The sequence below is a fragment of the Mycobacterium sp. SMC-18 genome, assembly GCF_045310895.1.
GTDB lineage: Bacteria > Actinomycetota > Actinomycetes > Mycobacteriales > Mycobacteriaceae > Mycobacterium.
Window position 1 is genome coordinate 48,882 of record NZ_JBJIAL010000007.1, and the last position, 19,991, is coordinate 68,872.

Annotated in this window: 15 protein-coding genes; 10 read left to right on the forward strand and 5 right to left on the reverse strand. The window is 69.1% G+C overall.

All coding sequences use genetic code 11. The features are described 5' to 3' along the window. The first annotated feature begins 19 nt into the window (after nucleotides 1–19). The 7 genes from ACJH6J_RS08395 (at nucleotide 20) to ACJH6J_RS08425 (ending at nucleotide 9,373) form a co-directional block, all read left to right on the forward strand. Nucleotides 20–2,269 carry a molybdopterin-dependent oxidoreductase gene (locus ACJH6J_RS08395; protein WP_406802076.1) on the forward strand — a complete coding sequence of 750 codons (2,250 nt, stop codon included), beginning with the start codon at nucleotides 20–22 and terminating at the stop codon, nucleotides 2,267–2,269. A gap of 383 nt (nucleotides 2,270–2,652) precedes the next feature. Further along, on the forward strand, nucleotides 2,653–3,423 hold the full coding sequence (locus ACJH6J_RS08400) for a GntR family transcriptional regulator (protein ID WP_318984529.1): 771 nt from the start codon (nucleotides 2,653–2,655) through the stop codon (nucleotides 3,421–3,423). Further along, a complete protein-coding gene (locus ACJH6J_RS08405; RefSeq protein ID WP_061006677.1) occupies nucleotides 3,420–3,650 on the forward strand; it encodes a ferredoxin family protein in 231 nt (76 codons plus the stop codon). The genes ACJH6J_RS08400 and ACJH6J_RS08405 overlap by 4 nt, the downstream gene beginning before the upstream one ends. Nucleotides 3,651–3,658: 8 nt before the next feature. Next, a complete protein-coding gene (locus ACJH6J_RS08410) occupies nucleotides 3,659–5,074 on the forward strand; it encodes an ABC transporter substrate-binding protein (protein WP_212811565.1) in 1,416 nt (471 codons plus the stop codon). Continuing rightward, nucleotides 5,071–5,925 (forward strand): ABC transporter permease, encoded by an 855-nt coding sequence (locus ACJH6J_RS08415; RefSeq protein ID WP_212811564.1) that lies wholly within the window; start codon nucleotides 5,071–5,073, stop codon nucleotides 5,923–5,925. The genes ACJH6J_RS08410 and ACJH6J_RS08415 overlap by 4 nt, the downstream gene beginning before the upstream one ends. Further along, the gene (locus ACJH6J_RS08420; protein WP_212811563.1) at nucleotides 5,922–6,665 is read left to right on the forward strand and encodes an ABC transporter ATP-binding protein; all 744 of its coding nucleotides are present in this window, start codon (nucleotides 5,922–5,924) and stop codon (nucleotides 6,663–6,665) included. The genes ACJH6J_RS08415 and ACJH6J_RS08420 overlap by 4 nt, the downstream gene beginning before the upstream one ends. Continuing rightward, nucleotides 6,662–9,373, forward strand: coding sequence for a fumarate reductase/succinate dehydrogenase flavoprotein subunit (locus ACJH6J_RS08425; RefSeq protein WP_406803804.1), 2,712 nt, complete (start codon nucleotides 6,662–6,664; stop codon nucleotides 9,371–9,373). Before ACJH6J_RS08420 ends, ACJH6J_RS08425 begins: the two co-directional genes overlap by 4 nt. On the opposite strand, the gene ACJH6J_RS08430 is transcribed toward ACJH6J_RS08425, so the two are convergent. Genes ACJH6J_RS08430 through ACJH6J_RS08440 form a run of 3 tightly spaced genes read right to left on the reverse strand, consistent with a single transcriptional unit; the run spans nucleotide 9,319 to nucleotide 13,315 of the window. Further along, on the reverse strand, nucleotides 9,319–10,755 hold the full coding sequence (locus tag ACJH6J_RS08430) for an amidase (protein ID WP_406803805.1): 1,437 nt from the start codon (nucleotides 10,753–10,755) through the stop codon (nucleotides 9,319–9,321). The genes ACJH6J_RS08425 and ACJH6J_RS08430 overlap by 55 nt on opposite strands. Before the next feature lie 8 nt (nucleotides 10,756–10,763). Beyond that, entirely contained in the window at nucleotides 10,764–12,062 is a 1,299-nt protein-coding gene (locus ACJH6J_RS08435; RefSeq protein WP_406803806.1) for a D-arabinono-1,4-lactone oxidase, read from the reverse strand. After that, nucleotides 12,059–13,315: an alanine racemase gene (locus tag ACJH6J_RS08440; RefSeq protein WP_406803807.1), complete on the reverse strand. Its 1,257-nt coding sequence runs from the start codon at nucleotides 13,313–13,315 to the stop codon at nucleotides 12,059–12,061. Before ACJH6J_RS08440 ends, ACJH6J_RS08435 begins: the two co-directional genes overlap by 4 nt. A gap of 101 nt (nucleotides 13,316–13,416) precedes the next feature. Here ACJH6J_RS08440 and ACJH6J_RS08445 point away from each other — a divergent pair, with 101 nt between their 5' ends. Further along, nucleotides 13,417–14,421, forward strand: coding sequence for an AraC family transcriptional regulator (locus tag ACJH6J_RS08445; RefSeq protein ID WP_244872563.1), 1,005 nt, complete (start codon nucleotides 13,417–13,419; stop codon nucleotides 14,419–14,421). Here ACJH6J_RS08445 and ACJH6J_RS08450 read toward each other — a convergent pair. Then, nucleotides 14,409–15,617 (reverse strand): FAD-dependent monooxygenase, encoded by a 1,209-nt coding sequence (locus ACJH6J_RS08450; protein ID WP_406803808.1) that lies wholly within the window; start codon nucleotides 15,615–15,617, stop codon nucleotides 14,409–14,411. The two genes, ACJH6J_RS08445 and ACJH6J_RS08450, sit on opposite strands and share 13 nt — an antisense overlap. 47 nt (nucleotides 15,618–15,664) lie before the next feature. Between ACJH6J_RS08450 and ACJH6J_RS08455 the strand changes: the two genes are divergently transcribed. After that, the gene (locus ACJH6J_RS08455) at nucleotides 15,665–17,335 is read left to right on the forward strand and encodes a sulfatase-like hydrolase/transferase (RefSeq protein WP_406803809.1); all 1,671 of its coding nucleotides are present in this window, start codon (nucleotides 15,665–15,667) and stop codon (nucleotides 17,333–17,335) included. On the opposite strand, the gene ACJH6J_RS08460 is transcribed toward ACJH6J_RS08455, so the two are convergent. Beyond that, nucleotides 17,336–18,550, reverse strand: coding sequence for a serine hydrolase (locus ACJH6J_RS08460; protein ID WP_212811556.1), 1,215 nt, complete (start codon nucleotides 18,548–18,550; stop codon nucleotides 17,336–17,338). 111 nt (nucleotides 18,551–18,661) lie between these two features. Between ACJH6J_RS08460 and ACJH6J_RS08465 the strand changes: the two genes are divergently transcribed. Then, nucleotides 18,662–19,966, forward strand: coding sequence for an MFS transporter (locus tag ACJH6J_RS08465; RefSeq protein WP_212814826.1), 1,305 nt, complete (start codon nucleotides 18,662–18,664; stop codon nucleotides 19,964–19,966). The last annotated feature ends 25 nt before the right edge of the window (nucleotides 19,967–19,991 follow it).

Consider the following 19,991-nt stretch of genomic DNA (forward strand, 5'->3'; position numbering starts at 1 on the left):
ACGCCGTTACAGTCGGACGATGGGAACCCAGCCACGAATGATCGCCGGAGTCGGCGAAGACGGTCTGCACCTGCACGCCTGCTGCCTGTGCGAAGCCATGTGCGGCTTGGAGATTCAGGTGTCGGACGGCAAGGTCGCCGGCGTCCGGCCCAACAAGGCCGACGCGTGGAGCGCGGGCCATATCTGCCCCAAGGGCGCTTCCCTCGGCGCGTTGCACGAAGACCCCGACCGGATCCGCCGCCCGATGATCAAGGTCGACGGGCAGTGGCACGAGGTCGACTGGGACACCGCGTTCCGCCGCTGCACCGAACTGCTGGCGCCAGTGATCGCAAAGCACGGCATCGGGGCGGTCTCCGCGTACACCGGAAACCCACTGGCGCACTCGTTTTCGCTGTCGCGGTACGCGGCGATCCTGCTCGGCTTGTCCGGCATGCCGATCACGTACTCGCCGGGCACCATCGATCAATGGCCCAAGAACCTGTCGTCGCACCTGATGTACGGCAGCTGGTGGGCGTTCCCGACCCCGGACCTGGAACGCACCGACCTGCTAGTGGTGATGGGCGCCAACCCCGCGGCGTCGCAGGGCTCGCTGCTGGCCGCCCCAGACATCATGGGCCTCATCGGCGGAATCCGTAAGCGCGGCAAGGTGATCGTGATCGACCCGGTGCGCACCCAGACCGCGGCCAAGGCCGACGAGTGGCTGCCCATCACGCCGGGCACCGATGCGGCGCTGCTGCTCGGCGTCATCCACACCGTGTTCGACGAAGATCTGGTGAACCTCGGCGAGCTCGAGCAGCACCTCGACGGGGTGGCCGAGCTGTGCCGGGCCGTCGCCGACTGGTCGCCTGAAAGGGTCTCTGCCGCAACGGGTATCGACGCGGAGCGGATCAGGGGACTGGCGCGCGAACTGGCCGGCACGCCCCGCGCCGTCGTGTACGGCCGCATCGGTACGTGCAACCAGGAATTCGGCAGTCTCGCCAGTTGGCTCATCGACGTCGTCAACATCGTCACCGGCCACTTCGACGTCCCCGGCGGCGCGATGTTCGCCACGCCGACCGCCTGGACCGTCACCAGCCAGACCATCCCGGGACTCGAGGACGGGGCGCCCAACTTCGGCCGCTATCAGACCCGGGTCCGTGGCGCCAAGGAAGTGCTGGGTCAGGTCCCGGTCTCGTGCATGCTCGAAGAGATCACCACCCCGGGCGAGGGCCAGCTCAAGGCCCTCATCACCGTCGCGGGCAACCCCGTGCTGTCGACGCCGGGCGGTGACAAACTCGACGAGGCGCTGCCGCAGCTCGACGCGATGATCTCGGTGGACCTGTGGCTCAACGAGACCACCCGGCACGCCGACGTCATCCTGCCCGGCCCCTCGGCGCTCGAGCAGGCGCACTCCGCGGACCTGCTGCTGGGCGCGGCGATCAACAGCTTCGCCCGGTATTCGCCGCCGGTTTTTCACCGCGAGGACCCCGACGCGCCGGAGGAGTGGGAGATCCTGATCCGGCTCACCGGGCTGTGCACCGGCACCCCGGCCGAAGACGTCGACGTCGCCGCGCTCGACGACGGCTGGTTCGACTACCTGTGCTTCACGCAAGGACTCGACGGCGCCGAGATCCGCAAGAAGTACGACCACGGCGGTCCCGAGCGCATGCTCGACCTGACGCTGCGGACCGCCGCGTTCGGCGACTGGTACGGCGAGAATCCCGACGGGCTGACGCTCGAGAAGCTCAAGGCCCATCCCGACGGCATCAACTACGGCCCCATGGTGCCGCGCGTGCCCGAGGTGCTGGGTACCGCGGACAAGAAGATCCGGGTGGCCCCGCAGTACCTGCTCGACGACCTGCCCCGGCTCGCCGCGCGGCTGGAGCGCCCGGCCGACGAGTTGGTGCTGGTGAGCCGGCGCCACCTGCGGTCCAACAACTCCTGGCTGCACAACGTCGGCGCGCTGATGAAGGGCCGCGACCGCTGCACGCTGCTCATGCACGCCCGTGACGCGGCCGCGCGGGGTATCGCGGACGGCGACAACGCCGAAGTCGCTTCTGGCGCAGGCAAGATCGTCGTACCCGTCGAGGTGACCGACGCGATCAAGCCCGGCGTGGTGTCCATGCCGCACGGCTGGGGGCACGGGCAGCCCGGCACCCGGCTGGGGATCGCCAACGCGTCGCCCGGGGTGAACACCAACGTCCTGTCGCTGCCGGACTTCCTCGACGAGCCGTCCGGCAACGGCGCGCTCAACGGGATTCCGGTGACGGTGTCGGCCGCGGGGAGTTAGCGGCCGCGTTCTGCGTGTTGACTGTGCGGCCCGTCGAGTGCGCGGAGAGGTCCTTGGTTTCAATCGCAAGACACTGTTGGACGTTCTGATTGAAGGCAGGTACTTCTTCGGGGGTCAGCGGTCCCTGAGTTCAATCACCACGGCGGATTGTCATCACGATTGAACTCACGCACTTTCGCGGAGTCGAAGGTTGTGGCCGCGGGTGAACGCTGTTGAATTCATCGAGATTCGAACTATCGGCCGTTCTCGAGGTGGCGCAATAGCCCGCGAACTCAGGGTTTCCGCAGGTCAGGTGTGGATTGAGGCGGCGGAATGCGGGTACCGTCGAGACACCCGATTTGAGGGTGCAGACCTGATGGCGCTGGGTCCCTAGGTTCAACCGCATGCCCGAGTCCTCCCCGTCGCTTCGCTCGCCCCAGGCGACCGATCCGACCCCGCTACGCCGGCGCGCCGACCGTGCCCGCCAGGTGGCCGACGTGCTGCGCCATCAGGTGCGCGACGGCGTCTACGCGGCGGGCCTGCCCGGTGAGGCCGAGCTGGTGGCCGAGTTCTCGGTATCCCGCAACACCGTGCGCGAGGCGCTGGCGATCCTCAAGGCCGAGGGGCTCATCGACCGGGGTCCACGCGTCGGCACCCACGTGGCGCAGCGCAAATACGATCACGGCCTGCACGCGCTGGTCGGGCTGAAGGAGACCTTCAAGGACTACGGCGAGGTCCGCAACGAGGTCCGCGCCGCCACGCGGTTGCCGGCGCCCGCTGCGGTCGCGCGCCGCCTGCAGCTGACTCCCGGTGAGCCCGTGGTGTTCATCGAACGGCTGCGCTATCTGGGCGACCTGCCGCTGAGCCTGGATCTGACGTACCTGGTTCCCGATATCGGTGCCGCCGTCCTCGAGCACTCGCTGGAGACCAACGACGTGTTCGCGTTGATCGAGCAGGTCACCGAACAGCGGCTGGGCTCGGCCGACATTGCGCTGGAAGCGGTTTCGGCCGACCCGCACACCGCGGCCACGCTGGACATCCCGGCGGGCGGCGCGATCCTGATGCTCGAACGGCTCACGACCCTCGACGACGGGCGTCCCGTCGACCTCGAATACATCCGACTGCGTGGTGACCGAATCACCATGCGCGGCAACCTGTTACGGAGTGAATCATGACGCTGGTCAACAACCAACGAGCCGATGTCCCGGTCACGATCGACGAGTCGCTGTGTATCGAGGGCTGCACCCTGTGCGTCGACGTCTGTCCGCTCGACTCGCTGGCCATCAACCCCGACAACGGCAAGGCGTACATGCACGTTGACGAGTGCTGGTACTGCGGTCCGTGTGCTGCGCGCTGCCCAACCGGCGCCGTATCCGTCAACATGCCCTATCTCATCCGTTAAGGACCACCATGAAACGCCTTACCGCCCTGGCCGCCACCGTCGTCCTCGCCGCCACCGGCTGCTCGGTCGATTCGGCCGGCAAGGACGACAACACCGTCAACGTGGTTGTCGGCTACCAGTCCAAGACCATCAACACCGTCACCGCCGGAACGCTGCTGCGCGCCCAGGGCTACCTGGAGCATCGGCTCGATGACATCGGCGCCAAGACCGGCAGGAAGTACCACGTCGAATGGCAGGACTACGACACCGGTGCGCCGATCACCGCGCAGATGGTCGCCGAGAAGATCGACATCGGCTCGATGGGTGACTACCCGATGCTGATCAACGGATCGAAGACCCAGAGCAACGAACGTGCCAAGACCGAACTGGTGGCGGCCACCGGGTCCAGCCCGACCGGGGCGCTCAACATGGTTGTGGTGTCCCCGGATTCACCGGTTCAGTCACTGAACGAGCTGGCGGGACAGAAGGTCTCCGCCAGTGTCGGCTCGGCCGGTCACGGCACCTTGGTCCGGGCGCTGTCGAAGATCGGCATCGACCCGAAGACCGGCGTCGAGGTACTCAACCAGCAGCCGCAGATCGGCGCGTCGGCGCTGGAATCCGGTCAGGTCAAGGCGCTTTCGCAGTTCGTCGCCTGGCCGGGGTTGCTGGTCTTCCAGAACAAGGCCCGGCTGCTGTACGACGGCGCCGAGCTGAACTACCCGACCTGGCACGGCGTCGTCGTGCGACGGGCCTACGCCGCAGCGCATCCCGAGGTGCTCGATGCGTTCCTGCAGGCACAGCTCGATGCCACCGATTTCCTCAACACCAAGCCGCTGGAGGCGGCGAAGATCGTCGCGCAGGGCAGCGGCCTGCCGCAGGAAGTCGTGTACCTGTACAACGGCCCCGGCGGCACGCGGTTCGACACCACGCTCAAGCCGTCGCTCGTGGACGCGCTGAAAGGTGATGTGCCGTACCTGAAGTCGATCGGTGACTTCGCCGACCTCGACGTCACCAAGTTCGTCGAGGACGGACCGCTGCGCAAGGCGCTGTCGGAGCGCGGGCGCGACTACAACGCCGAGGTTGCCCGCACCGCGAATCCGTCGGTCGTGCACGGAACCGACCCGGTGTGCAACATCCCGGTCGACAACCCCGCGCTGGCCGGTGAGCTGTGGCTCGACGGTTCGGACAGCACACAGCCGGCGGCCAACCCGACGTGCCTGCTGAAGGCGATCCGGGCCGCGGAGGCCAAGGGCGCCAAGGTCCGCGCCGCGTACGTGCCGGACGCCGAGCTCGGAACCCGTTGGCTGGCGGACAAATCCGTGTGGGTGCAGCAGGGCGCGGACTTCGTGCCGTTCGACACCGACGCCGGCGCCCGCCGCTACCAGGCGGCCCATCCCGGTTCGTCGGTGGTGACCTACCAGCAGGCTCTGGTGGGTGTGGCATGACGGCGATAGCCGCGGTGTCGGCGGCACCGGTGCTGCCGGTCGAGGCTGACCTGCCGCGGCAGCGCGGATCCGCAAAGTGGCGCAGTTACCTCGTCAAGGCGCTGTCGGTCGTTGCGGCCGTGGGCATCTGGCAGCTGCTGACGGCCAATCACGTCCGGTTCTGGCTGCGTTTCGACAACCTGCCGACGGTGACCCAGATCGCCGCGAAATTCGTCGACCGCCTCGGCGCCACGCAGTACTGGCTGGACCTGACGCAGTCGGTGATCCGGATCGTCAGCGGCTTCGGGCTGGCGGCGGTGATCGGCGCCGCCGTCGGTATCGCGCTGGGCCGGTCGCGGTTGTTCGCCGACATCGTGGGGCCGCTGACCGAGTTGGCGCGGCCGATCCCGGCCATCGCGCTGGTGCCGGTCGCCATCCTGCTGTTCCCGACCGACGAGGCCGGCATCGTGTTCATCACGTTCCTGGCGGCGTTCTTCCCGATCATGGTCAGCACCCGGCACGCCGTGCGGGCGCTGCCGACACTGTGGGAGGACTCGGTGCGGACGCTCGGCGGCAGTCGCTGGGATGTGTTGCGGCAGGTCCTGTTTCCGGGTGTCCTGCCCGGGCTGTTCGGCGGTCTGTCGGTCGGTATGGGCGTGGCCTGGATCTGTGTGGTGTCCGCGGAGATGATCTCCGGCCGGCTCGGCGTCGGGTACCGCACCTGGCAGGCGTACACGGTGCTGGACTACCCGAGCGTCTTCGTCGGCATCATCACGATCGGCGCGCTGGGCTTCGGCACGGCGGCTGCGGTGGAACTGATCGGCCGGCGACTGACCCGCTGGTTGCCGCGCGGTGAGGAGAATGCGCGATGACTGCGGTACTCACTGCGGGTCTCCGGCTGGAGTTGGATCGGATTCGGCTGTCCTACACCGGCGAGCCGGTGGTGGACGGGTTGAGCCTGACGGTCCAGCCGGGGGAGATCCTGGTGCTGACCGGCCCGTCGGGCTGCGGCAAGTCGACGGTGCTGCGGGCGCTGGCCGGGCTGCTGAAGCCCGACGCCGGGCGGGTGCTGGCGGACGGTGAGCTGGTGACCACCACGTCGCGGGACCGCGGCATGGTGTTCCAGGACAGCGCGTTGTTGCCGTGGCGCACAGTGCGATCCAACATCGAGCTGGCGCTGCAGCTGCGCGGGGTGCCGCGCGCCGGGCGCCGCGAACGTGCCGAACGCTGGATCGACGAGGTCGGGCTCACCGGGTTCGCCGATTTTCTGCCGAAGAGCCTGTCCGGCGGTATGCGCCAGCGGGTCCAGCTGGCGCGTGGTCTGGCCGGTGCGCCGCGGGCCGTTCTGATGGACGAGCCCTTCGGCGCCCTGGACGCCAAGACCCGACATGCCATGCAGGCGTTGCTGATCGACACCTGGCAGGCCCATCCGACCACCATCGTGTTCGTCACGCATGACGTCGACGAAGCCCTCGCCCTGGGTGACCGGGTGGCGGTCCTCGGCCGCGCCGGCCAGCCGCTACGTGCGCTGCTGGACGTCCCCAGCCCCCGCGACGCCGAAATCTCCCGCACCGAACTGCGGGCCGAAATCCTTGGAGCACTACACCAATGAGCACGCTGGAGATTCCAGACCTCGCCGATGCCGTCCGCCTCGACTGTGACGTCCTGGTGATCGGCGGCGGCACCGCCGGCACCATGGCGGCCCTGACCGCCGCCGAGAACGGCGCCCAGGTCCTGCTGCTGGAGAAGGCGCACGTGCGCCATTCCGGTGCTCTGGCCATGGGTATGGACGGCGTCAACAACGCCGTCGTCCCGGGCAAGGCCACCCCGGAGGACTACGTCGCCGAGATCACCCGGGCCAACGACGGAATCGTCAACCAGCGCACCATCTATCAGACCGCGACGCGCGGTTTCGCCATGGTGCAGCGTCTCGAGCGCTACGGCGTGAAGTTCGAGAAGGACGAGCACGGCGAGTACGCGGTGCGTCGCGTGCACCGCTCCGGCTCGTACGTGCTGCCGATGCCCGAGGGCAAGGACGTCAAGAAGGCGCTGTACCGCGTGATGCGGCAGAAGTCGATCCGGGAGAAGCTGCGCATCGAGAACCGGCTGATGCCGGTGCGTGTCCTGACCGCGAACGGGCGGGCGGTGGGCGCGGCCGCGTTCAACACGCGCACAGGCGAATTCGTCACGGTGGCAGCCAAGGCCGTCATTCTGGCGACGGGGGCCAGCGGCCGGCTCGGCCTGCCCGCGTCCGGGTACCTCTACGGCACCTACGAGAACCCGACCAACGCCGGCGACGGCTACTCCATGGCGTATCACGCGGGGGCCGAGCTCTCCGGTATCGAGTGCTTCCAGGTGAACCCGTTGATCAAGGATTACAACGGCCCGGCCTGTGCCTACGTCGCGAATCCCTTCGGCGGATACCAGGTGAACGCGCTGGGGGAGCGGTTCGTCGACTCGGACTACTGGTCGGGCCAGATGATGGCCGAGGTCAAGAGCGAGATCGAATCGGCGCGCGGCCCGATCTACCTCAAGGTCACCCACCTGCCGGACGAGACCATCACCGCGATGGAGAACATCCTGCACACCACCGAGCGACCGACGCGCGGCACCTTCCACGCGAACCGCGGCCACGATTACCGCACTCACGACATCGAGATGCACATCTCGGAGATCGGTTTGTGCAGTGGGCATTCGGCGTCCGGCGTCTGGGTCGACGAGCATGCCCGCACCACCGTGCCCGGGCTGTACGCGGCCGGCGACATGGCGTGCGTCCCGCACAATTACATGATCGGCGCGTTCGTCTACGGGGACCTCGCCGGCGAACACGCCGCGTCCACGCTCGCCGATGTCGAAGCGCCCGTGGACCTTCCGCAGGACCAGCTGGCCGAGGCGCACGAACTTATCTACCGTCCCCTGCGGCATCCGGACGGGCCGCCGCAGCCGCAGGTCGAATACAAGCTGCGCCGCTTCGTCAACGACTATGTGGCCCCGCCCAAGACGGCCACCAAGCTGTCGATCGCGGTCCGCACGTTCGAGCGGATGGCCGAGGAGATCGAGCAGATGGGTGCCCGCACCCCGCATGAACTGATGCGGACGGTCGAGGTGTCGTTCATCCGGGACTGCGCCGAGATGGCGGCCCGGTCGTCGCTCACCCGGACCGAATCACGGTGGGGTCTGTACCACGATCGTGCCGACATCCCCGAGCGCGACGACGAGCAGTGGCGCTATCACCTGAACCTGCGTAAGGGCGAGGACGGTGAGATGGAGTTCCTGAAACGGCCGGTGGCACCGTATTTCGTGCCGGTGCCCGACCTGGACCACCTGCCGTCGGACCACGCAGTGCAGCATGTGCACCAGCCGGATCTGGTCGGCGGCAAGGCACCGGCGACCGCGGGCTCGCGGCTGCGCCCGGCCGAACCGGCGACGCCGCCGTCCCCGCGCATCGCTGCCGTGGTGGCGCTGGAAGAGCCGGTGCTCTCCGACCTCACCGAATACCTGCAGGACGCCGACGCGGGGGTCCGGCGAGCTGCCGTCGCCGTGCTGGTGGAGAACCTGCCGGACGGCTACCAGCCGGACCTGGTCGCCGCGCTCGGTGACGCCGACGGCGCGGTGCGCGAGGAGAGTGCCCATGCCCTGCGCGAACTCGTCGAGGTGCTGCCCGACCCCGCGGCGGTCGCGCCGTACCTGACCTCTGCCGACCCGGTGGTGCGGGCTGTGACGCTGTACGTGCTGAGCTCGCGCCGGGTCGGGGCGGCCCCGGATTACCGTGCCGCCGTGACAGATTCGGATCACCGCGTGCGGATCGAGGCCGTGCGTGCGCTGGTCTCCGTCGATGACGTCGACGGGGTGGCCGCGGCCGCCGCCGACGACAACCGCGAGGTGCGGATCGCCGCCGGGAACGGCCTGGCCACGCTCCGGTCGGGTGCCGACACCGTGCGGCAGCTGGTGGCCGACCGTGACCCGCTGGTGCGGGCGGCGGCGCTCGCCGCGCTGGCCGCCGTCGGCTGTGCCGAGCAGGACGTGCCGGAAGTGCAACGCGCCCTTCGGGAGCCAGCGTGGCAGATTCGTCAGGGTGCGGTGCGGGCACTGTCGGGCGCGGCACCGGAGGTTGCCGTCGAACCCTTGTCGCAGGCGCTGCACGACCCGCACCTGGACGTGCGCAAGGCCGCGGTGCTGAGCCTGACGCGGTGGGCCGACTCCGAGGAGGCCGCGCGGACCGCGCTCGGTATCGCGCTGGAAGACGGCGACGCCGACGTGCGGGCCTACGCCCGCCACGCGCTCGGTGACGCCGCGCGGCACGTGCTGGCGGGTTCCTGAATCCGCGCGAACGGCCGCTCGGCTTCCAGGAGGAAGGCCAGTTCGAGCAGCGTGCGCTCGTCGCCGTAGGCGCCGGACAGTTGCACGCCGACCGGTAGGCCGTCGGGAGACTGGTGCAACGGCAACGAGATCGCCGGTGTACCCGCGATGTTGTTGAGCGGCGTGTAGGCGACATACCGGCGCAGGCGGTCGATCAGCTCGGGGAAGTCGACGGTCGGTGCGATGTAGCCGAGCCGCGGCGTGGTGTGCGAAAGCACCGGCGACAGCACGACTTCGTGCCGAGCGAACATCTGCGCGTACTGGTGGGCGACGCGCCGTAGGCGCAGCAGCGCGCCTGGGGTGCGGTGCAGGTGGCGCCGGTGGTGCGCGCGCAGCCCCAGGCTCAGGCCGTCGGCCTTGGCCGCATCGAACGACCGGTCGAGGATCAAGCGGCCGGTACCGACCGCGAGATCGGCCAGCAGCGCCCAGTACTGGACGAAGTCGTCGGCGAACTGGGCGGTGACCGGCAGCGTGATCGGCTCGACGATATGACCGGCGGCCTCCAGCACCGCCGCGGTATCTTCGACGGCCGCGCGGGTGGCGTCGTCGACCGGCTCGCCGGTGACGCTGTCGAACAGCACACCGACGCGCAGGGTCCGTTGCGCCGGCCCGCTCACCCGGCCGATTGGTGCGAGTTTCGGATTACGCCAATGGTTCTCGCACGCGGCGACGAACGCGGCGGTGTCGCGGACGCTGCGGGTCAGGACGCCTTCGGAGATCATGTTGATCGGCAGATGCCGGGCCTGCTCGCCGTCGCGGTGCCGGCCCCGGCTCGGCTTGAGCCCGACCAGGCCCGCGCAGGCGGCGGGAATGCGGATGGAGCCGCCGCCGTCGTTGGCGTGGGCGATGGGCACGACGCCCGCGGCGACCAGGGCGGCCGACCCGCCCGACGAGGCGCCGACGGAGTATTCGGTGTTCCAGGGGTTCCGGACCGGCGGCTCCGTCATGTACTCCGTGGTGGCGTTGAAACCGAATTCGGGCATCCGCGTCTTGCCCAGCAGCGTCAGCCCGGTACTGAGCAACTGCGCCGCATACGCGCCGTCCCGCTTCGCAAGCCGGGCCGTGAACGCCTCCGAACCGTGCGTGGTCGGCAGGCCGGCGACGTCGGTGTTGTCCTTGATGAAGGTCGGGACACCGAAGAACTGGGAACCCCGGTCGGTGCCGTGCCGCGGCGGCAGCTCGCATGCCACCGCCCGCAGCTCGGGGTCGACCAGCTGCGCCCGGGCGCCGGCGGCGGCAGCCAGTTCGTCCGGGCTGACCTGCCGGTCCCGCACCAACCGGGCCAGGCCGACGGCGTCGTGGTCACCGAGCGCGTCATCGCCGAAGGCGTGGATCGTCGTCATGCGTGCCCTCATTCTCCGAGTACTCGGTGCAGGTAGTCGTTTGTGAATGTTCTTCTGGGGTCGAGCTTTTCGCGCACCGCGAGGAAGTCGTCGAACCGCGGGTAGGTGTCGCGCAGGTCCGCCGCGGTGCGGCTGTGCATCTTGCCCCAGTGCGGACGCCCGTCGTAACGGCGCATGATCTGCTCGACCGCGCGGAAGTACTCCGTCGGGTTGTCGCGCACATAGCGGTGCACCGCGATGTACGCGCTGCGGCGGCCGTACGCGGTGGACAGCCAGTTCTCGTCGTCGGCGGCGGCACGGACCTCGATGGGAAAGCCGATGCGCCAACCCCGTTGGGCGATCAGGCTGCGCACCTCGTCGAATGCGGCGCCGACCGCCTCGTAAGGGACGGCGTACTCCATCTCGCGGAACCGCACCCTTCGTGGCGAGGTGAAGACCCGGTCGGAGCGCTGGGTGTGCTCACGGTCGGACAGGAACCGGGTGACGGTGCGGTTCAGTGTGGGCACGGTGGACGGCAGCGCGCTGCCGACGGCGCAGATCGCTCCCAGCACGCCGTTCTCGATCAGTTCCTCCTCGACCCATTGCGACACCCGGTTGGTGGACTCCAGCGGGGTGTAGGCGGGCAGCCGGATATTGGCCTTGGTGAACGCGGTATCGGTGTGCGGGAACCAGTAGAACTCGAAATGGTCTGTGTGCGTGCAACGTTCGTCGAATGTCGCGACGACGTCATCGACCGGTTCGACGCGTTCGATGGCGTGGATCGCGAAGCTCGGGACGCACTGCAGCGTCACCTCGACGATGATGCCCAGTGCGCCCAGGCCGACGCGCGCCGCCGGCAGCAACTCGCTGCTCTGCTCCTCGTCGATGCGGACCAGCTCGCCGGTGCCCGACACCAGGGTCAGCCCGACGACCTGGGTCGCCAGGCCGCCGAAGGCCAGACCGGTGCCATGGGTGCCGGTCGAGATGGCGCCCGAGATGGTCTGGCGGTCGATGTCACCCATGTTCTCGAGCGCGAGTCCGTGCCGCGCCAGTAGCTGCGTCAGTTGCCACAGCGGAGTGCCGCCGCCGACGGTGACCTGCCTGCGCTCCCGGTCGACGCTGATGACGCCGGTCAGCGCGCCCAGATCCAGCTGGATGTCGGGAGCGACGGCGATGCCGGTGAAGCTGTGCCCGGACCCGACGACCTTGATCAGCCGGCCGGTCGCCGTCGCGCGGGTGACGGCGTCACACACTGCCTCGACCGTGTTGGGCCGCAGGACTTCCGTCGGGTTGGCGGTCTCGCAGCGTCCCCAGTTGGTCCAGGTCACAGGAACGTCTTCCCTTCGCCTCGGTAGGTGAGTGCCGTGCCGACGGTCGTGCCGGCATCGACAATGGCGAACGCGTCGACGTGCTCGCTGAGCTCGCCGGCCTTGCAGTGCCGGAACCACACGCGGTCACCGACTTTCAGTGCGGCAGCAGCCTTTCCGGTCACGGGCGTCTGCACTTCGCCGGCCATCTCGGCGGACAGCAGACTCAGCCCCGGCGGCCAGACCGGTAGCGGCACCCGGTCCCGGGCCGGTGGTCCGGAGGCGATCCAGCCGCCGCCCAGCACTGTCGCGATCTGCGGCGTGGGTTTGCGCACCACGGACAGCGCGAATGCCGCGGCCGGAGCCGGCGTGAAGCCCTGGTAGGTGTCGAACAGGTGCGGGCCGAAAAGGCCACTGCCCGCCGCGATCTCGGTGACCGCCGGATCCGAGGCGGTGAATTCCATGGACCCGGTTCCGCCGCCGTTGACGAACTCGAGGTCGGCCACCTGCCGGACTGCGGCCACCGCGAGGCCGCGGCGTTCGAGCAGTTCATCCTTGGAGCGCCGCTGCATCCAGCGGATCAGTTGGGACCGTGCGGCCTGGCCGCGGACATCGTCACCGACCCCGGCGATCTGGGCCTCGTAGGACATCAGGCCCACCAGCGTGAAGCCGGGGCGGCCGGCGATCGCAGCGGCAAGAGCGCGGGCCTGCGCCGCGGTGTGCACGGGGGAGCGGCGCACCCCGACGTGGCCGAGCACCGGCGCCTGCCACGAGGCGTCCAGGTCCAGGCAGACGCGCAGTGCCGGACGCGTCGACGGCGCGGCGACGCTGTCCACCAGGTCGAGCTGGGCGAGGGAGTCCACCATGAGCGTCACCCGCGCCGCCAGCTCCGGTGCCGACGCCAGCCGGGCGATCGCGGCGCGGTCGGCCGTCGGGTAGCCGACGACGACGTCGTCGTGCGGTGGGTGCTCGCCGTCGCCTGCGGCCAGCCACAGGGCTTCGGGCAATGTGAACGCCAGCACCCCCGCGTAGCCGTCGAGCGCCGTGACGGCGTCCAGGATCGTGCGTGACCGGACCGATTTGGACGCCACCCGGATCGGCGTTCCTGCCGCGCGGCGGCGCAGGTCGTGCGCGTTGTGGTGCAGCGCTGCGAGATCGATCGCCGCGAGCGGCGTCTCCAGATGCGCGGTGGCGGCGGTCAATGCCGGCCAGTAGATCTCCGGACGTGCCCACGACCCCTCGACGGAAGGCGGCTTCGACAGATCGACCGGCATTGACCACACCATGGATCGGGAGCTAATCGCATGTCGATGGGTGCGCACGAGGGCATCGGTGACCACAATGGGGGGAAATCCGGACACGTGTTGGAGGTGGGGTGGACAGGCACAGCGCGGCGTTGATCCCGACGTCGGTGCTCGTCAACGTCGTCGACGTCGCCGATCGCGCGGGTCTGCCCACGGAGCGGTGGCTGGCCGCGGCCGGCCTGACGGCCGCGACGCTCAATTCGCCCGAAACGCGGGTGTCGTTCCGGCAGGCGGCGCTCGTGCTGCGGCATGCGGTACGCGCCATGCCGGACCGGGGCCTCGGCATCGACGTCGGGGCCCGCGACATGTTCGTGTCCTTCGGCGTACTCGGACTGGCCATCCGATCGGCCGAAAACCTCGGCGCGGCAATGCAAGTCGGCCTGGAATTGCACCAGAGCGCGGGTAGCTTGATGGACGTCGGCGCCGAGCTGATCGGCGACACCTTCGCCCTGCGCGCCTACGAGCGTTCCCCGGAACCCGAGCTGCTGCCGTTCCTGTGTGAAGAGCTGTTCTGCAGCGTGCTCGTCACCGTCCGGACCGTGCTCGAGCTGCCGCAGCAGACACCGGAGTACGTCCAGGTCAATTACCCGCCGCCGGTGTACGCGCAGCGGTACCGCGAGTTTTTCGGCTGCCCGGTCCTGTTCAATGCCGACGCCAACCGGCTGGCGTTCCCGGATCCGCTGTGGTCGCAGCGGCTACCGCGCGCCGATCCGACGACGCACGCCGTCGCCGTCGCCGCCTGCCGTGACATGGTGACCCAGGGCGACCAGCCGACCGACGTGGTGCAGACCGTCGAGACGATGCTGCGCGAGAGCGTGCGCGATCCACTGACCATGGCCCAGGTCGCCAAGCGGCTCAACATCACCGAACGCACCCTGCGGCGGCGCCTCAGCGCCGATGGGCAGCAGTTCATCGCGTTGCGCGACAAGGTGCGCAGTGAACGCGCGCGATACCTGGTCCGTGAGACCGCGATGCCCATCCACGCCATCGCCGCCGAGGTCGGGTTCACCGACCCGCGGGAGTTCCGTCGCGCCTACATCAAATGGACCGGGCACGCCCCGACTCACGACCGATAGTCCGGCAGGTCGATCGACTCGGCCGTGGAGAACCATTTGCGCGCGGCCCATGGCCGCAGCGGCCACCGCTGCACCCACTTCATGACCGCCGCCCCGATGGCGATGTCACGTTCGGACTGCGGCGCGTAGCCGTCGAGGCCGGCCGGCAGGTCCTGACACCGGTCGACGTACGGCCGCATGACCGCCTCGTAGCGGCGCAATGCCGCCGCGATCCCGGCGGCGTCGAATGCCGCTGCCGGGCCGAGTTCACCGGCCAGCACGTACGCCCCGACCAGCGCCAGGCTCGTGCCCATACCGGACAGCGGCGACGCGCAGTACCCGGCGTCGCCGCACAGCGTGACGCGGCCGACTGACCAGGTGTCCATGTGGACCTGCACGAAATCGTCGAAGTAGAAATCGTCGGATTGCGCTGCGGCACTCAGTAATTCATCGCAGTACCAGCCGGCACCGCGGAGCCGCTCGGCCAGTAGCGCGCGCTGCGCGTCGAGGTCACGGCGGTCGTAGTCGATCGGCTCGGACCGGAAAGCCAGACCGGCCTTGGCCGTCGTCGTGTCGTGCGACGGCCGCAGCGAGGCGTTGAGCCCACCGGCGGCCTGGAACATCAGGAACCAGCCGTCCAGGCCGATCATGTCCGGTGCGGTGAACCAGGCGTTGTAGCCGCCGAGGCGCCGGACGAACCGCTCTTCCGGACCGAAAGCCAACTGCCGGACCGCGGAATGCGGACCGTCGGCACCGACGACCAGGTCGGCCTCGACCACGGAGCCGTCGGTCAGCGTGGCCCGCACCCCCGACTCGTCTTCCTCGAGCACGGAAACCCGCGTGCCGAAGCGGTATTCGGCCACGTCGCGGGTCGCCTGGTAGAGCACATCGGTCAGGTCACCGCGCAGAATCTCGAGCGCGGAGACAATCCCGTTGCCGCCGAACGCCTCGACCGGCATCTCGGCACGCCGGGTACCGTCGGCGCGCACCCAGGCGATGCCGCGCTGAAACAGGCACCGCTCGGTCATCGCAGGCAGCAGGCCCATTCGCGTGACCACCTCGCGGCCCGCGCCACGCAGGTCGACTGTCTGCCCGCCCGGGCGGATGCTCGGCGCCGCCTCGACGATCACCACCCGGTAGCCGTTACGTGCCAGCCAATGCGTCAAGGCGGGGCCGGCGACCCCGGCGCCGCTGATCAACACGGTCGGTTGCACCATGGCGAAAGCCTATGCGCACTGACAGCATTCACTCCTAGGCTGGCCCCATGGCGGACATCGACCGGCGCACAGTTCTCAAAGGCACGGCGGCAGTAGCGGGGGCGGCCGCGGCGGGGGTCGGTGGCTACCAGCTACTGTCGCGGGGCAGCCGCGAGCACTCGGCAAGCAAACCCAACATCCTGGTGATCATCGTCGACCAGATGCGGGCGCCCCAATGGTTTCCCGATGCCAGACAACTCGGCGAACTGCTACCCAACCTGGACCGGCTGCGACAGCGCAGCGTGTCCTTCGAGTCCCACTACTCGGCATCCAACATGTGCACGCCGTCGCGCGGCGTCCTGACCACCGGGCTCTACTCGCATCAAACGGGTTGCCTGTACACCGGGGAAGGCCCCACCGAATCCACCCTGGCGCCGCGCTTCCCGACGTGGGGCACCATGCTCCGCGACCAGGGCTACCGGACCTGGTGGTGGGGGAAGTGGCACCTGGGCCACATCTCCGACACCACCCCCGACGGCCTTGACGCTCACGGTTTCTCCGGCGGCACGTACCCGTCGCCCAACGGTGGCCCGAACCAGGGGCTCCAGGTCGACCACACCATCGCCGACCAGTTCGACGGCTGGTTCGCCGACCACGCGGGCAGTGGCCCGTGGTGCACCACGGTGTCGCTGGTGAACCCGCACGACATCTGCTGGTGGCCGAGAAACCCACTGCCGGACGATGTTCCGCGGGTGTTCTCCGGCACACCCGTCAACTTCGAGAACGCCGACGACCTGCGGCGGCGGGGCAAGCCGCAGCTGCAGATCGACTACATGAACTTCATGTCGCCGCTGATGACCGGCCCGGTGCCGTACTCGGGTCCCGACATGGCAGCGCAGTGGGCCCGGTGCCTCGACAACTACCTGTGGCTGCATCAGCAGGTGGACGTCCAGATCGGCCGCGTCCTGAACACTCTCGCGTCCCGCCCCGACGTCGAGCGCGACACCGTCGTGGTGTTCACCTCCGACCACGGCGAGTACGCCGGCTCGCACGGCCTGCGCGGCAAGGGCGCGGCCATCTATGAGGAGTCGATCCGGGTGCCGCTGTACATCCACGACCCGGCCGGTCACCTGACCCCCAAACCCGGCGAGCGCCGGCGGCAGCTCACCTCCAGCGTCGACATCGCACCGCTGCTGCTCACCATCGCGGCCGGCGGCAACGGCTGGCGCTCCGACAGCCGTTACGCCTACCTGCAGGCGCGCGGCGACATCGCCGCCATCGCGGCCGACCCGGGTGCAGCGGGCCGTCGGTGGGTAGCCCACGCGACCGACGACATGTCGGTCGAGGAAATGGCGACGCTGATGAAATCGCCTGCGGTGCAGAAGATGTTCGGCGGCGGCGCGGTGCCCACCGAGATTCCGACGTCGGCGCCCAGCCACATCGTCGCCGTGCGGACGCCCGACGCGAAGCTCGGCCGCTACGCGTACTGGCAGCCCGGCGGCATGGAAGCCGACCACAGCCGCAAGATCGACTACGAGCTCTACGACTACGAATCGCCCTCGGGCGCACACGAACTCGACAACCAGGCGGGCCGCAGCAGCAAGCAGGCCACGCTGCAGGGGTTGCTCGAAAACGAGGTGGTGCCCGAGCTGCGGGCCCCGCTGCCGGCCTGGATGCACGACGCCCAGGAACAGGGCATGGCAGACATGCAGCGGCTCACCGCAGCGCGGGCCGGCTAGTTACAGCCCCAGCGCCTGGTACGTCCGCTTCACGAATTTCGGTCGCGCCGAACGGAGTTTGGCCTGCGAGGCATTGCCGGCGACAGCTGCCGCGGCATCCACGCTGAGCTCCGGCTGATTCTGGATCAGGTAGATCAGGATCAGGTTCGCGTTCGGGTCGGCCTGCCACCACGTGCCGAAGGCGCCCGGCCAACTGAACGTGCCGGGGCCGCCGGGACCGAAGAACGGCGTCGCCTTGGCCTCGTCGGTGACCAGCGACAGGTTCAGCCCGAAGCCGCGGCCGATCCAGAACGGCGCACCCAGGAAGTTCTGCGACTTCTGCTCGGCGGTCAACCGGTCGGTCCGCATGGACCGCACGGATTCCTCCGACAGCACCCTTACTCCGTCGACCTCGCCGCCGGCCAGCAGCATCCGCGCGAACGTCAGGTAGTCGTCGACGGTCGACCAGAGTCCGCCGCCACCGGCGCAGAACGTCGGCGGCATCACCTGCGGTGGCCCCATCTTCCCGGGCTGCAGGCGCAGGGCGTCCCCGTCGGCGGCCAGCTGGTACATGGTCGCCGCGCGCCGCCGGCCCGAATGCGTCACCGCAAAACCGGTGTCGACCATGTTCAGCGGTTTGAAGATGCGCTCCGCCAACACATCTGGCAGCGGCTTGCCCTCGACGCGCGACAGCAGGAAGCCCAGCACGTCGGTCGACTGGCTGTAGGTCAGCGCGTCGCCGGGCTGGTGCGCCAGCGGCAGCTGTCCCAGCTCGGCCAGCCAGCGGTCGGGATCCTGCAGCGACTGCAGCTTGTTGTAGGCCCGGCCGAGTGGCGGCGGCACGGTGAATCCGTAGGCCAGACCGCCACGGTGGGTCATCAGATCCTCGACGGTGATGGGCCGCCGGGCGGGCACGGACCGGTCCAAGGGTCCGTCGAGGCTCGTCATCACGCGCGGGTTGGCGAGTTCGGGAATCCAGTTCGCGATGGGATCGGTCAGGGCGAGCCGGCCCTCGTCGACCAGCGTCATGGCCGCCGCGACCGTGATCGGCTTGGACATCGACGCGATACGGAAGACGGTGTCGCGCTCCATCGGCAGCTTGGCTTCCACGTCGCGGTGGCCGAGCGTGTTGACCTGCCGCACCGCGCCGTCCTGCCACACCAGCGTGACCGCGCCGGCCAGCAGGCCGGTGTCGATCGCCGCGCTGACCGATTCGGTGTTCGCGTCGAGATTCACCCCGTCACGTTAACCGGTGGGGGTGGGATGGTCGCGGTACCGTCCGAACCATCGGGAAGGTAGGCGATACTGCCTGACGTGGCTGCAGACGTGTCGACCCCGAGCACACCGATGAACAAGGTGGCGTTCGCCAGTTTCATCGGCACCGCGATCGAGTTCTACGACTTCTACATCTACGGGACGGCCGCGGCGCTGATCTTCCCGCAGGTGTTCTTCCCGAACCTGCCGCCCGCCATGGCGACCATCTCGTCGCTGGCCACGTTCGCGGTCGCGTTCCTGGCCCGCCCGATCGGCGCGGCGGTCTTCGGCCATTTCGGAGATCGGCTGGGCCGCAAGAAGACTCTGGTCGCGACGTTGCTGATCATGGGATTGTCGACCGTCGGCGTCGGCCTGGTGCCCAGCTCGGCGTCGATCGGTCTGGCGGCGCCCATCATCCTGCTGACGCTGCGGGTGTTCCAGGGCTTCGCCGTCGGCGGGGAGTGGGCCGGTTCGGCACTGCTGAGCGCGGAGTACGCCCCGGTCGGAAAGCGCGGCATGTACGGCATGTTCACGCAGCTGGGCGCCGGCGCCGGGTTGGCCGTCAGCAATCTGGTGGTGCTGATCGCCAACGTGACGATCGGGGAGAAGAGCCCGGTGTTCCTGGACTGGGGCTGGCGGCTGCCGTTCCTGTTCAGCGCCGTGCTGCTGGCCGTGGCGCTGTACGTGCGGCTGACCATCGACGAGACGCCGGTGTTCGTCGCCGAGCAGAAGCGGGGCACCGTGCCCCGCGCCCCGTTCGGGGAGCTGGTGCGCCGGCAGAGCAAGCAGGTGCTGCTCGGTGCCGGCTGCATGGTCGGCATCTTCACCATGAGCTTCCTCGGCGGCACCTACCTGATGAGTTACGCCAGCACCCGCATCCACCATCCGCGGACGCTGATCCTGTCGGTCGGGGTCCTGGCCGGGGTGTCGCTCATGGTGTTCTCGGCGATCTCGGCGGTGCTGTGCGACCGGTACGGGCGGCGCCGCGTCATCCTGGTCGGCTTCGGGCTGGCACTGCCGTGGGCATTCCTCGTGATGCCGCTCATCGACTCCGGGTCGCCGGTGGCCTTCGCGGTGGCGATCGCCGGCATCTTCTGCATCTTCGGGCTCGCCTACGGGCCCATCGGGGCGTTCCTGCCTGAGACGTTCGCCACCCGATACCGCTACACCGGCGCGGGCATGGCCTTCAATCTCGCCGGGATCGTCGGCGGCGCGCTGCCGCCGCTGGTCGCCGGGCCGCTCGTCGCCGCCCTCGGGAGCTGGGCCGTTGGGCTGCTGATCGCCGTCTTCGTGCTGGTCAGCATCGTCTGCACGCTGGTGTTGCCGGAAACTCGGGGCACCGAGCTCGACGATGCGCAGGATGACATGCGTGACGGTGACGCCGTGGCGGCCTGCTAAGCTACGCGGCTAGTTAGACGTCCTT

What these genes read in the sequence shown, in the direction of transcription:
- ACJH6J_RS08395 (WP_406802076.1), top strand. Translation starts at nt 20, where the DNA reads ATGGGAACCCAGCCACGAATGATCGCCGGAGTCGGCGAAGACGGTCTG.
- ACJH6J_RS08410 (WP_212811565.1), top strand. Translation starts at nt 3,659, where the DNA reads ATGAAACGCCTTACCGCCCTGGCCGCCACCGTCGTCCTCGCCGCCACC.
- ACJH6J_RS08440 (WP_406803807.1), bottom strand. Translation starts at nt 13,315, where the DNA reads ATGCCGGTCGATCTGTCGAAGCCGCCTTCCGTCGAGGGGTCGTGGGCA.
- ACJH6J_RS08465 (WP_212814826.1), top strand. Translation starts at nt 18,662, where the DNA reads ATGAACAAGGTGGCGTTCGCCAGTTTCATCGGCACCGCGATCGAGTTC.
- ACJH6J_RS08415 (WP_212811564.1), top strand. Translation starts at nt 5,071, where the DNA reads ATGACGGCGATAGCCGCGGTGTCGGCGGCACCGGTGCTGCCGGTCGAG.
- ACJH6J_RS08430 (WP_406803805.1), bottom strand. Translation starts at nt 10,755, where the DNA reads ATGACGACGATCCACGCCTTCGGCGATGACGCGCTCGGTGACCACGAC.
- ACJH6J_RS08420 (WP_212811563.1), top strand. Translation starts at nt 5,922, where the DNA reads ATGACTGCGGTACTCACTGCGGGTCTCCGGCTGGAGTTGGATCGGATT.
- ACJH6J_RS08450 (WP_406803808.1), bottom strand. Translation starts at nt 15,617, where the DNA reads ATGGTGCAACCGACCGTGTTGATCAGCGGCGCCGGGGTCGCCGGCCCC.
- ACJH6J_RS08425 (WP_406803804.1), top strand. Translation starts at nt 6,662, where the DNA reads ATGAGCACGCTGGAGATTCCAGACCTCGCCGATGCCGTCCGCCTCGAC.
- ACJH6J_RS08400 (WP_318984529.1), top strand. Translation starts at nt 2,653, where the DNA reads ATGCCCGAGTCCTCCCCGTCGCTTCGCTCGCCCCAGGCGACCGATCCG.
- ACJH6J_RS08455 (WP_406803809.1), top strand. Translation starts at nt 15,665, where the DNA reads ATGGCGGACATCGACCGGCGCACAGTTCTCAAAGGCACGGCGGCAGTA.
- ACJH6J_RS08405 (WP_061006677.1), top strand. Translation starts at nt 3,420, where the DNA reads ATGACGCTGGTCAACAACCAACGAGCCGATGTCCCGGTCACGATCGAC.